This is a genomic window from Ectobacillus antri, assembly GCF_003852715.1.
In the GTDB taxonomy this organism is placed as follows: Bacteria; Bacillota; Bacilli; order Bacillales; family Bacillaceae_G; genus Ectobacillus; species Ectobacillus antri.
Window position 1 is genome coordinate 60,290 of the sequence record NZ_RIAV01000006.1, and the last position, 12,820, is coordinate 73,109.

At 39.2% G+C, this 12,820-nt stretch carries 10 protein-coding genes and 1 pseudogene; 1 reads left to right on the plus strand and 10 read right to left on the minus strand.

All coding sequences use genetic code 11. The annotated features are described in order from the left end of the window. Positions 1-226: 226 nt before the first annotated feature. A complete protein-coding gene (gene ytaF, locus EEJ45_RS08025) occupies positions 227-859 on the minus strand; it encodes a sporulation membrane protein YtaF (RefSeq protein WP_124564294.1) in 633 nt (210 codons plus the stop codon). A gap of 212 nt (positions 860-1,071) precedes the next feature. Here ytaF and EEJ45_RS18680 point away from each other — a divergent pair. After that, a pseudogene (locus tag EEJ45_RS18680) lies at positions 1,072-1,146 on the plus strand (GNAT family N-acetyltransferase); the annotation flags it as partial. Positions 1,147-1,226: 80 nt separating this feature from the next. Here EEJ45_RS18680 and mutM read toward each other — a convergent pair. The 9 genes from mutM to EEJ45_RS08075 all read right to left on the minus strand — a co-directional run bounded on the left by mutM (position 1,227) and on the right by EEJ45_RS08075 (position 12,646). Further along, complete coding sequence (gene mutM, locus EEJ45_RS08035) at positions 1,227-2,045, minus strand: DNA-formamidopyrimidine glycosylase (RefSeq protein ID WP_124564295.1); 819 nt, start codon at positions 2,043-2,045, stop codon at positions 1,227-1,229. An 11-nt stretch (positions 2,046-2,056) separates the two neighbouring features. Then, positions 2,057-4,681 carry a DNA polymerase I gene (polA, locus tag EEJ45_RS08040; protein ID WP_124564296.1) on the minus strand — a complete coding sequence of 875 codons (2,625 nt, stop codon included), beginning with the start codon at positions 4,679-4,681 and terminating at the stop codon, positions 2,057-2,059. A gap of 510 nt (positions 4,682-5,191) precedes the next feature. Next, positions 5,192-6,940 carry a two-component system histidine kinase PnpS gene (pnpS, locus tag EEJ45_RS08045; RefSeq protein WP_124564297.1) on the minus strand — a complete coding sequence of 583 codons (1,749 nt, stop codon included), beginning with the start codon at positions 6,938-6,940 and terminating at the stop codon, positions 5,192-5,194. Beyond that, complete coding sequence (locus tag EEJ45_RS08050; protein WP_124564298.1) at positions 6,933-7,649, minus strand: response regulator transcription factor; 717 nt, start codon at positions 7,647-7,649, stop codon at positions 6,933-6,935. The genes pnpS and EEJ45_RS08050 overlap by 8 nt, the downstream gene beginning before the upstream one ends. A 163-nt stretch (positions 7,650-7,812) precedes the next feature. Continuing rightward, positions 7,813-8,286, minus strand: a complete 474-nt coding sequence (locus EEJ45_RS08055; protein ID WP_124564299.1) for a MaoC family dehydratase — start codon at positions 8,284-8,286, stop codon at positions 7,813-7,815. A 163-nt stretch (positions 8,287-8,449) separates the two neighbouring features. Continuing rightward, the gene (gene mdh / locus EEJ45_RS08060; RefSeq protein ID WP_124564300.1) at positions 8,450-9,388 is read right to left on the minus strand and encodes a malate dehydrogenase; all 939 of its coding nucleotides are present in this window, start codon (positions 9,386-9,388) and stop codon (positions 8,450-8,452) included. Between the two features lie 19 nt (positions 9,389-9,407). Next, a complete protein-coding gene (icd, locus tag EEJ45_RS08065) occupies positions 9,408-10,703 on the minus strand; it encodes an NADP-dependent isocitrate dehydrogenase (RefSeq protein ID WP_124564301.1) in 1,296 nt (431 codons plus the stop codon). A 138-nt stretch (positions 10,704-10,841) separates the two neighbouring features. Next, a complete protein-coding gene (gene citZ, locus EEJ45_RS08070) occupies positions 10,842-11,993 on the minus strand; it encodes a citrate synthase (protein ID WP_187695353.1) in 1,152 nt (383 codons plus the stop codon). 191 nt (positions 11,994-12,184) lie between these two features. Continuing rightward, complete coding sequence (locus EEJ45_RS08075) at positions 12,185-12,646, minus strand: DUF441 domain-containing protein (protein WP_124564303.1); 462 nt, start codon at positions 12,644-12,646, stop codon at positions 12,185-12,187. Positions 12,647-12,820 lie beyond the last annotated feature (174 nt).

The following is a 12,820-nucleotide window of genomic DNA, read 5'->3' on the forward strand; positions in this document are numbered from 1 at the left end:
ACCTACAAGCCCATTATCAACATTACGCTTTAACACAACCTTATTATAACTAAGAAAAGAGGACTACGCTTGTATAGACGGCCCATAAATAAAATGAGTACAAAAAATCTGTATTTGTTAATAAAATGATTTCTACTTCTTACATAGTATGATGTAACGTGTTATCAATTTCTTTTCCGCCTCTCTCTATACCTGTAAAAAGTGCGAAGCCCACGCTCCGCACTTTTTACATTTTCCATATTCCCATAATAATGAGCAAAACACCTGGAAGAAAAGTCAACTTCTGCATCCATTGTAATGCAGAAAACCATTGCCCCATTTTTAAGCCAAGAGACAAAAACACGAAACTCATAATTGCTACTAAAGCGGCCATAATGAGTGGTGGGTAGCCTAGTAATGACGCACCGATGCCAGCTCCAAATGAGTCTAACGACAGCGCAAGTCCAAGCATAACAGCTTCAATACCCGAAATGGTACCGGAATTATCAAAATCTGCGACAATTGGCTTTCGTAAAATTTGAATCACGATGCCGAGAGATTGGATCTCTAGATTCCATAAAGTTTTCTCATCTAACTTCTCTTCTTTTTTATCCTCTGCAAAAAACTGATAGAGCACCCATGCGCCAATTCCAATCAATACTAGACCACCAATTCGCTTTGCCACTTCAGCCGAAAAAATAGTTTGAACAAATTGTCCAATTCCCATAGACACAAACATTACTGCAGCAGAGCAAATAGAAATAACGATGATGGATTTTAGCGAGATGCGCACTTTTCTAAGTCCATAAGTCATACCGACGCTACAACTATCTAGACTTAGTGCGAAGGCTAACATCATCAGTGCAACATATTGATACACGAAATAGACCCTCCTTTCTATTCATCTTTTGTATGTATATGAAGAGGGCCCGCCCAATGTTATTGTCAGTAGTCTCAAAAAAGATGGGCGCAATTTACATCTCATAAAAACTTCCTACTTACCCGATAGCATACATTCAATTAGTATAAAAGAAATAAGTCATTTTCTGATTAGGAGGATTTCATTGGAAACAAAAATAGAATTTAGAATAGCGACTAGATGCATTAAGGTTTTACGAGCGATTAGGGTTTCAAGAAACACATGAGGGATTAAAGTTGAAGCTATAGCAAGAAAAACACCAGGACATAATTCTGGTGTTTTTCTGATACTGTTCAATTTTGTTTATAATATCTGAAACATGCAGCTGTTATTTTTGACATATTGGGCAATAATGGGTGCCACGACCGCCCACTACGGTCTTTACAATCGGTGTGCCACACACGCAGCATGGCTCTCCCTTACGTCCGTATACAAATAAACTTTGCTGAAAGGTACCGATTTGCCCCTGCGAATTGATATACGTTCGTATAGTACTGCCACCTTTTTCAACTGCCTCATTTAGCGTTTTTACCGTTTCCTCTCGAATCTTTTCAATCTCGGTCTCCTGAAGGGAAGAACCAGGGCGTTCTGGATGGATTCCCGACCGATACAATACCTCATCTACATAAATATTACCGAGCCCAACAAGCACAGTTTGATCCAGCAAAACGACTTTTACTTTGCGATTTGTTTTACCTAAATGCATCTGTAAATGCGCCGCAGTCACATCTGACGGTTCCGGTCCGAGTCCTGAAAGCGGAAGATGAAGTGCAGCCTCCTCTTTCGGAAACAAATGAAATGTGCCGAACTTACGCACATCGTTGTAACGAAGCTCTGAGCCATCGGTGAACCGAAAGCGTACATGCGTATGCTTATCAACTGGATCACCAGCATCATGCAGTCGGTATTTTCCCTCCATCCGCAAATGCGACACGATGGCATATTGATTTGTATATATAAGTAAAAACTTCCCTCGTCTCCCTACACCGACAATACATTCACCTTGCAAAAGTCTTCGGAATATCTCCGCATCATCCGGCTCTTTTACAAGTTTTGGGTACGTAACAATTACCTCTTCAATGGTTTTGCCTGTAATCAGTGTCTCGAGCGTTCGTTTGACAGTTTCTACTTCTGGTAATTCAGGCATACTTCCACTCCTTACTTTGCATCATACCAAGTTGCACCGTGATTATAGTCTACTTTTAACGGTACTTCCAGTTGCACCGCATGTTCCATAATTTCCGGGACTAATCTTTGCATCTTCTCAATCTCTTCTTCTGGTACTTCGAAAATAAGCTCATCGTGTACCTGAAGTAACAGCCGAGCTCTCATCTTCTCGCGCTTTAGTGTATCAAACATCACAACCATTGCCTTTTTAATAATATCAGCTGCACTTCCTTGAATTGGAGTGTTCATAGCTGTTCGTTCTGCAAAACTGCGCAAGTTAAAGTTGCGACTTGTCAATTCCGGTATATAACGACGTCGTTTTAATAAAGTCGTTACATATCCTTTGTCCTTCGCATCTTGTACGCTGTCACTCATATACGCTTTTACACCCGGGAAGCTTTCCAAATACTTCTCAATAAACTCAGCTGCCGCTTTGCGTGTAATTCCTAGATTTTGTGATAAACCATAATCGCTAATGCCGTATACAATCCCGAAGTTAACAGCTTTTGCTTGTCTTCTCATATTAGAAGTCACATCTTCTTGCGCCACACCGAACACATCCATAGCTGTCTTTGTATGAATATCTAGATCGTTGCGGAACGCTGTGATCAACCCTTCATCTCCTGCGATATGCGCAAGTACACGAAGTTCAATTTGCGAGTAGTCAGCTGCAAATATGACCCATCCCGGCTTAGAAGGAACAAAAGCCTGACGAATTTTCCTCCCTTCCTCAAGACGAATGGGAATGTTCTGCAGATTAGGTTCTGTTGAACTCAGACGTCCTGTTTGTGTTAATACTTGATTAAAGCGGGTATGAATTTTAGACGTATCATCCCGTACCACCTTCAATAGACCTTCAATATAAGTAGAATATAGCTTACCGAGCTGACGATACAATAAAATCTTTTCTACAATTTCATGTTGGTCTACCAACTTCTCTAGCACATCAGCTGATGTAGAATAACCGGTTTTCGTTTTTTTCACCGGTGGAAGCTGTAGCTTCTCAAATAAAATCACACCGAGTTGCTTAGGTGAATTAATATTGAAGGTTTCACCTGCACATGCATGAATATCTTTTTCTATTTCACGAAGTCGTGTAGAAAGCTCTGCTCCCATTGCTTCTAGACGAGTTTTATCAACTGTAATACCTGTATATTCCATATGACCAAGCACGCGGGCAAGCGGCAACTCTAACTCTGTTAATAGTTCATATTGCTCATTCGCACGCAGCTCATCAATAAAAGATTGTTGTACGCTGTACAATACGCTTGCTTTGCGAGCAATATGTTCAGCCAAAACGTCTTCACTAGGTACAGCACGCTTCGCACCTTTTCCATAAACTTCTTCATCTGATTGAACTGTATGCGTACCCTTCATCTTCGCCACAGAACGAAAATCTTTATCTGTATCGGCAGGATCAAGTAGATATGCTGCTATTAAAAGATCAAAGTTTACGCCGCGTAGCGATAACCCTTTCCACAGCAATGCAACCAATGCTCGTTTAAAATCAAATACAGACTTTTCAATTGTTTCATCACCGAGCCATGCGATAAACTCTTCAGATTGCAAGCCTAGCTCAGCCGACACATAATAACAACCTGTGTCATTAGCAATACCAAACCCCTGTATCGCCGCACCATGGTAATTGTCCTCCTGCACTTCTACAATTAAAGCACCTGGGCGTAACACATCATTATTAAAGGTTTCTACTCGTTCAAAAGAAAGCGCATCTAGGTCTGTTTGTTCTTCCGGTATATCTAACTTTCCCAGCAACGAATTGAAGCCAAGATTTTGGAACAAGGGGGCAATATGCTCTGCTTCATATCCATCATAAACCAAGTCTTCGATGCGTATGGAAATGGGAGCTTCTGTATAAATCGTTGCCAACTCCTTGCTCATAAAGGCTTGTTCTTTATTTGCTTCTAGTTTTTCTTTTAGCTTTTTCCCGCTCACTTGATCTAAATGCTCATATAGCTTTTCAACGGTTTCATATTCCTTCAAAAGTTTAATCGCCGTCTTTTCTCCGACACCAGGAACACCGGGAATATTGTCTGATGCATCCCCCATTAAGCCCTTCATATCAATAATTTGCGAAGGAGTAAGCTCATATTTCTCAAACAAAGTCTGCGGTGTGTATTCATCTACCTCAGTGATACCTTTGCGGGTAATCGCAACCTTAGTCGTTGCAGAAACGAGCTGCAATAAATCACGGTCTCCTGAAATGATTTTTACTTCCGCACCTTCACGCTCCGCCTCTTTTGCAAGTGTTCCGATAATATCATCTGCTTCATAATTCTCAAGCTCATAACGCTGAATATGAAACGCATCCAATAATTCGTGAATAAATGGGAATTGTTCCGAGAGCTCCGGCGGTGTTTTTTGTCTACCACCTTTATATTCTCCGAATGTAGTATGACGAAATGTCGTTTTACCAGCATCAAAAGCCACTAACATATGGGTTGGTTTTTCTTCTTCTAAAATACGCATTAGCATCATGGTAAAACCATAAATTGCATTTGTATGTATACCTTTATCATTATTCAGTAGCGGTAATGCAAAAAAAGCACGATACGCAATGCTATTCCCGTCAATTAAAACAACCTTTTTTTGACTCATCTTCCCCGTTCCTTTCTATTATAGATTTGACCTGTTTTTATTTACACAAAAAACCGTTACCTGCCTCTATATCATAGCATGACCTGATAATAGAAGGAAAATAACGGTTTTGATTATAAATCATAAAGAAAAAACTATATACCCCATCATATAAGTGCAAATGGAGAGATAACATTTTTAGAGAAGCAATAAAAAGGAGCGGCGTGCAATTTTAATCGGGTGCTAAAAACAGTACGCGCCTAGTAAGGGCGAGTACATGTAACAATTGATTCTTGCGTTTCCGTCTCCTGTTGTTGTTACGTTAGACGAGTTAATTTGTATACAAAAAAGGGAAGTGACGAGGATAGAAGAGATCTATCCTCGTCCAAAACTACTCCTTGGATGAAGGGGTTTTCGATAAATAGAATAACAGGGTTATGTTAATGACACATGGATATAGTGTTAATGTAACGTAAATGTTTGTAAAAAAGTAACCTCCTATTTATTGTGAGGTTACTTTTTTCTGTTCTGCTATTTTTTTAAGATGATGGTAAACATTGTTCCTTTTCCAGGTGTACTTTGAACCGTGATCTCTCCATTATGTGCTTCCACCAAATGTTTTACAATAGATAGACCTAGGCCTGTTCCTCCTGTATTACGGCTACGTGCCTTATCAATTCGATAAAACCGCTCAAAAATGCGAGGAATTTCCTCTTCACTAATTCCAATTCCTGTATCAGACACACATATACGTACTCTGTTTTTCTCTTCAGTTGCAGACACCTCTATGGTTCCACCAGAAGGTGTATATAGAATTGCATTGTTAATAAGATTGATGAAGATTTGCTTTAAGCGATGCGCATCTCCCATTACTGTAATAGACGTTGGAATCATCACACGTAAATTCATCTCTTTATCTACAGCCTTGGCTTGTAAAATGACTGCTATCTCTTCAATTAGCTGCTTTACATCAACCTTTGCCATATTCATCTGAAAGCCTTGTTGTTCAATTCTTGATAAATCTAACAAATCTTCAATTAGACTCTGCATTCGATCACTTTCTTTTAAGATGATGGAAAGAAAATGTTCGCGGAATTTTCGGTCCTCCATCGCTCCGTCAAGCAAAGTCTCTGTAAATCCCTTAATAGAAGTAATGGGCGTTCTCAGTTCATGCGATACATTTGCCAGAAAATCTTTCCGCATTTGCTCAAGTTTTTTAAGCTCTGTGATATCATGAAATACAAGAATAATTCCTTTCCACTCATGATTGGTTCCGATAATAGGTGCACCATATACTTCAAAATGCTTACGTTCAATCCCAATAGGAAGGAGCATTTGTTTGCGAACCTTCACTTCCGTCATAAAAATCTCTTCAACTAATCCAATAACTTCCTTGTGATCAAACGCTTCATAGTATAAGCTGTTTAAATACTCTTCATCTGTCACACGGAAGATTTCCCTATAAGAACGATTCACCAAATTAATGTGACCACGACTATCTATTAAAATCATGCCGCTTCCCATATTTTCAATTAAAGTATGTAGCCTGTCTTGTTGCATTTCTTGGGCAGATGTCATTTCTTGCAAATTACGTGCTAACACATTAATTGCTTTGCTGAGTATCTCTGTTTCATCAACGTTACTTCCATAAGCACGGGCTTTATAATTGCCTTTCGCTAATTCAATCGCAACCTTTGCCACATTTTCAATAGGACGCGTATATTGCGTGGTGATTTTAATTCCTAAAAAGATAATAACAATAAACGCAATTAGAAAATTTGTAATAAGAAGTCCCCATATTTTCTTTTCCACTTCCGCAATGGAACTGACAGATAAATTCAAGATTAAATAAGCGCGATCATCGTGTTTATCTCGAAGTAAAATGCCGTAGTAATAGCTTTGCTTATCTCCACTCTTCGCTTCTACCACGTCGGGAGTCTTATCTAGTTTATTAATAATCCCTTTAATTGCATGTATGTTTTGTAATTCTATGCGATTTTTCGAATCATATAAAACATCGCCAGATTCATCTAGCAAACTTAGATTGACTTGTAACTTATCTTCAATACGCTTCAACGTTTCCGGATAAAACAAAGAGTAACGTATCCCTTCCCATTCCATCACAGAAGCTACATATTGTAACTCTTTTTCCATCCGCTTATTAAAATTATCTAAATAGAAACCTTTAAAGAGTTGCCCTAGTAGAACTCCTAGACCAACTAATACTGTAACAATTAAAGAGATTAATGCAAAAAGCAGTTTGGAGCGAAACTTACTCATTGATTTTCGGGTCCTCCAGCTTATAACCTAACCCACGAATGGTTTTGATATATATTGGTTTTTTGGTGTTTGTTTCAATCTTATCGCGTAAATGACTGATATGAACGTCTACAATACGTGTATCGCCCGCAAAGTCATAGTTCCAAACAGCACTTAAGAGTTGGTCTCTTGTTAACACACGCCCTTTATGCTTGGCCAAATAAATTAATAATTCAAACTCCTTTGGTGTTAATTCCAGCTTTTCTTCACCAAAATAGGCTTCAAAGTACTCAGGCAATACCTTTAATTCTCCAATTACAATTCGTCCCTCTTCTTTATTATCAATGCTCGTTCCTTCATGAAGTTTTGTTCTTCGCAAAATCGCTTTCACACGTGCCGTAACTTCTCGTGGACTGAATGGCTTTGTCATATAATCGTCTGCACCAAGTTCTAACCCCAAAACCTTATCAAACTCATCACCTTTTGCAGTAAGCATCAAAATTGGAGTCATAACGCGTTGCAAGCGCAGCTCTTTGCAAACTTCCATTCCATCCATTTTAGGAAGCATTAAATCTAGAATGATTAAATCTGGTCTCTCTGCTAAAGCAACTTTTAAAGCTGCCTCGCCATCCATGGCAGTTACAACCTCAAATCCAGCTTGCTGCAGATTAAACTCAATTAAGGTTAAAATGGATTCTTCGTCATCTACTACTAAAATGCGATTGCTCATTGTATTCCTCCAGGTTATAAAGTAAAACCGTGCTTCATCCATATAGTGTTTGTTTAACTTGTCCATTTTATGATACTAGAAAATACCAGGATGCTCAATTTAAATTGCACGTAATTATGGAGTAAATGTAGAGAACCTCGCTTTGCAAGCGAGGTTCTCTACATCAGAAATTTTCTAACGCACTTTCCCACATTACATTGTGGTGATAAGGTGGCGCAACTGTTATTAATCCTCGTATTACCAATTCTTTATTTGCATTTTGACCATGCACTCGTACTTCAATGGTATGGTTTTGCACATCAACAGCAACGACTTCGAATTGGAAGATTAATGTTTCATAGTGATACACTGGTTGAATAAACTCTAATTCTTGCCTTAAAATATGACTGCCCGGTCCTGGCAAGTATTTCGTCATAGCAGTTAGCATAATACCTGTGAGCATCACACTCGGCACTATGGGTCTCTTATAAGGGGTTTGCGAAGCATAATCATGTTGAATATATAATGGGTTTGCATCGTCTGTTAATCCTAAGTATAGTAATAAATCTTTATCTTCAATTTTTTCCGTAACAGTTAACGTCTCTCCGACTGAAATTTCATCAATTTTTCGGCCCAGCTTGCATTTCTTCCTTAACATTTCCGTCCACCCCCAACTTTTGATAACGTTTTCAAATTATTGCAAGAAAATAATCCCGTAATAAGGGAAAAAGATTCGGACACGTCCGAATCTTTTTCTTTATATTGAGCTTTATTAAAAGTCTTTGCTTATTATCCACATCAAATTATAATAAAACCCTATATTATACTAACACTTTCATAACACTACGCACAGATTCTACAGAACGATCTAACGCTACTTTCTCTTCTTCAAGCAATTCAAGCTCTATAATTTTCTCAATCCCGTTTTTGCCCAATATAACTGGCACACCAAGATATAAGTCCTTATAGCCATACTCACCTTCTAAGTATGCAATTGCCGGAAGCACACGACGTTGATCTTTTAAAATAGCTTCTGTCATCTCGACTAGCGACGCTGCTGGTGCATAGTAAGCACTGCCGTTGCCCAGCAGGTTCACAATTTCACCGCCGCCTTTACGTGTACGCTCAACAATGGCATCTAAGCGGTCTTTTGGGAGCAATGTTTCAAGCGGAATACCACCTGCATAAGAATAGCGCACAAGCGGCACCATGTCATCACCATGCCCCCCTAGCACAAACCCAGTCACATCTTTTACAGATAACTGCAATTCTTGCGCTACGAACGTACGGAAACGAGCTGTATCTAGAACCCCAGACTGCCCGATTACACGTTCTTTCGGAAAGCCTGACTCCTGAAATACTGTATATGTCATTGCGTCAACTGGATTGGTTAATACGATAATCACACTGTTTGGAGAATATTTGACGACTTCTTTTGTGACACTTTTCATGATGTTCGCATTTGTTGCCACTAAATCATCGCGACTCATTCCAGGCTTGCGGGCAATCCCCGCTGTGATGATGACAACATCTGAATCTGCTGTGTCTGCGTAATCTGATGTACCGATAATATTCGCATCAAATCCTTGCACAGGGCTTGCCTCTAACATGTCTAGCGCTTTCCCTTTTGTTGGGTTTTCAAGTTGTGGAATATCAATTAATACAATATCCCCCAGTTCTTTTTGTGCAGCTAAAAATGCTGTTGTTGCTCCTGTGAATCCTGCGCCGACTACAGTAATTTTTTTACGTTTGATCGTCATGATTTCTCCTCCTGTACGATTACGCGTTTTCTACTACCTGCTTTGCATCCATATTCTTAATTAGTTCATTAGCAAACTCAGAGCACTTCACTTCTGTAGCGCCTTCCATCAAACGTGCAAAGTCATATGTTACAACTTTAGAAGAAATTGTTTTCTCCATAGAGTCCATTACTAACTTCGCTGCTTCATTCCAGCCCATATGCTCAAGCATTAACACGCCGGAAAGAATAACAGAAGAAGGATTCACTTTGTCAAGACCTGCGTATTTAGGAGCTGTACCGTGTGTTGCTTCAAAAATAGCGTGTCCCGTTACATAGTTAATATTCGCTCCAGGCGCGATACCGATGCCACCTACTTGCGCTGCCAACGCATCGGAAATATAGTCACCGTTTAGGTTCATTGTAGCCACAACATCAAACTCACGAGGACGCGTCAAAATTTGTTGTAAGAAGATATCAGCAATGGAATCTTTCACGATGATTTTACCTGCAGCTTCCGCCTCAGCTTGTGCTTTGTTTGCAGCATCCTTGCCTTGCTTCTCAACAATGCGATCATATTCTGCCCATGTGAACACTTTATCGCCAAACTCTTGCTCAGCTACTTCATAACCCCAGTTTTTAAATGCACCTTCGGTAAACTTCATGATATTACCTTTATGAACCAGTGTTACAGATTTACGGTTTTCCGTAATTGCATACTGAATTGCAGCGCGAACCAAACGTTTTGTTCCTTCCTCAGAAACAGGCTTAATACCAAGACCAGATGTCTCAGGGAAGCGAATTTTCTTTACACCCATTTCATTTTGTAAGAAAGCCAATAATTTTTGTGCAGCTTCGCTTCCTTTTTCATACTCGATACCTGCATAGATATCTTCTGTATTTTCACGGAAAATAACCATATCCGTATCTTGCGGGCGTTTTACCGGAGAAGGTACACCTTCAAAGTAACGCACTGGGCGCAAGCATACATACAAATCTAGCTCTTGGCGAAGCGCTACGTTTAAAGAACGAATACCGCCACCAACAGGTGTTGTTAAAGGTCCTTTGATAGCAAGTAGATATTCATCAATTACATTCAAAGTTTCTTGCGGTAACCATTCGCCTGTTTGGTTGAATGCTTTTTCACCAGCAAGTACTTCTTTCCAAACAATTTTCTTTTCGCCGTCATATGCCTTTTCTACTGCTGCATCTAATACACGAGAAGCCGCAGCCCAAATGTCAGGACCAATGCCGTCTCCTTCAATAAATGGAATGATTGGATTGTTTGGTACGTTTAAAACGCTATCTGTTACTGTGATTTTTTGTCCTGTAGTCAATGTCATTACCCCCATTTGAAAATATGTATGATACAAAAGAAGTTCTGAAATCCCCTGCAAAACTTCTTTTGTTTCCAATACATTTCGATTTTTGTTACGATTCCCTTTTTGGTGAATAATCAGAATTCAGAGTGTGAATTATGCTCTGTCTTCGATTGCTACGTACTTTTGACCTGTAGGGCCTGTATAATCAGCACGCGGACGAATTAAGCGATTGTTTTCATATTGCTCTAGAATATGAGCTAACCAACCGGATGTACGGCTTACTGCAAAGATTGGCGTAAATAAATCGTGCTCAATTCCTAAGCAGTGGTACATAGAAGCAGAGTAGAAATCCACATTTGGCGGAAGGTCTTTTGAAGATGTAACAATCTCTTCAATCTTCACAGACATATCATACCATTTTCTTTCACCAGATATAATACCTAATTGTTCGGACATCGCTTTTAAATGCTTCGCGCGTGGATCTCCATTTCGGTATACACGATGGCCAAATCCCATAATCTTCACTTTATTGTTTAATGCATTTTGAATATAAGCGTCCACATGCTCTACTTCACCGATTTCCATAAGCATCTTCATTACATTTTCATTAGCACCGCCATGCAACGGACCTTTTAAAGCACCGATTGCAGCTGTAATACCGGAGTACACATCAGAAAGTGTAGCAACGCATACACGTGCAGTGAATGTGGAAGCATTCAATTCATGATCTGCATGTAACACAAGCGCTTTGTCAAATGCTTCAATTTCTATCTCATTTGGCTTTCTATCGTTCAACATGTATAAGAAATTAGCTGCATATCCAAGCTCTTTGTCAGGTGCTACCGGCGTTAATCCTTTACGGATACGTGCATAAGCAGCGACTAGTGTAGAAATCTTCGCCTGTAATTTAACCGCTTTCAAATAGTTGGACTTCTCATCCATTACTTCAGCATCTTCATCATACAGAGCCAACATAGAAACTGCTGTACGCAATACAGACATTGGATGTGATGTAGTGAGATTCGTAGTTTGTAAGTATGTTAAGATTCCGGCTGGCACGTCGGCATGCTCTGACAACTGTGTTTTTAATTCTGTAAGTTGAGCAGCATTTGGCAATTGGCGATGCCATAACAAATACACAACTTCTTCAAATGATGCGTTTTCCGCTAAGTCATCGATTTCATAGCCTACGTATGTTAAAGTATCGTCAATGATGGAACTAACAGACGACGTTGTTGCTACTACCCCTTCAAGCCCTTTAATAACCGTCATGATCATCTCTCCCTTATTTAAAGATTCCCCAATCCCTGCGGCAGTGCCTGAGGAAAAATAACAAAACATAAAACAATACGCAGACATTATTTTATGTAGTTGTTACTTTTCCTTCAACAGTAAAACTTATACATATTGGACACTTGCCTATAGTTATTATAACTAATTATCAGACTTTTGTGAATGAAAAGAATTGATTAAATTTATATTACTATAAAATTGTCTTATTTTATGAGTTGGATTACATGCATAACAGCATATGCGATTCCAGCCCCGATTAACGGACCAACAGCAACTCCATTAAACAATGCAACTGCTAAAATGGTACCAAATACAAGCGCAGCTGTAATATGAGGATCATTGGCAAGTAAAACGACGCCCCCTTTTGCCAATAAAGCAACCGCGATACCCGAAGCAAGAGCAATCCAAGCATAATATGATTTCATCGCATCAAGAAGTTGCTTAAAGCCAATTTCTCCTGTTGCGATTGGAACAAGCACTGCAATTGTAATAATTGTAACTCCGAGATTAATTCCCTTATGCTGTAAATAAGGCAATATTTTATCTCCCCAAAATGTCCACTTCAGCAATACAAGTACTCCTACAGCAACCATAAGTGATTGATTTTTAGCGAGATAACCAACTGCTAATAAAATGAATAAAAATAAAGTTGATTGACTAATCATTGCTTCTCCTTTCTTTCACACAAAAGTAATTACATCCTCAATTCTCCAGTCTCCATTTAAAAACTCTATAAAAAAGTGTTAATCTTTTCTATGTCCATAAAAACCCTTCTTTAGAGTGCGGAATATGCTTTCATTTCCTCTTTCTAGGCTGTACAATATATGGTAAATACAAAT

What these genes read in the sequence shown, in the direction of transcription:
- mutM (WP_124564295.1), bottom strand. Translation starts at nt 2,045, where the DNA reads ATGCCTGAATTACCAGAAGTAGAAACTGTCAAACGAACGCTCGAGACA.
- polA (WP_124564296.1), bottom strand. Translation starts at nt 4,681, where the DNA reads ATGAGTCAAAAAAAGGTTGTTTTAATTGACGGGAATAGCATTGCGTAT.
- pnpS (WP_124564297.1), bottom strand. Translation starts at nt 6,940, where the DNA reads ATGAGTAAGTTTCGCTCCAAACTGCTTTTTGCATTAATCTCTTTAATT.
- EEJ45_RS08050 (WP_124564298.1), bottom strand. Translation starts at nt 7,649, where the DNA reads ATGAGCAATCGCATTTTAGTAGTAGATGACGAAGAATCCATTTTAACC.
- EEJ45_RS08055 (WP_124564299.1), bottom strand. Translation starts at nt 8,286, where the DNA reads ATGTTAAGGAAGAAATGCAAGCTGGGCCGAAAAATTGATGAAATTTCA.
- mdh (WP_124564300.1), bottom strand. Translation starts at nt 9,388, where the DNA reads ATGACGATCAAACGTAAAAAAATTACTGTAGTCGGCGCAGGATTCACA.
- EEJ45_RS08075 (WP_124564303.1), bottom strand. Translation starts at nt 12,646, where the DNA reads ATGATTAGTCAATCAACTTTATTTTTATTCATTTTATTAGCAGTTGGT.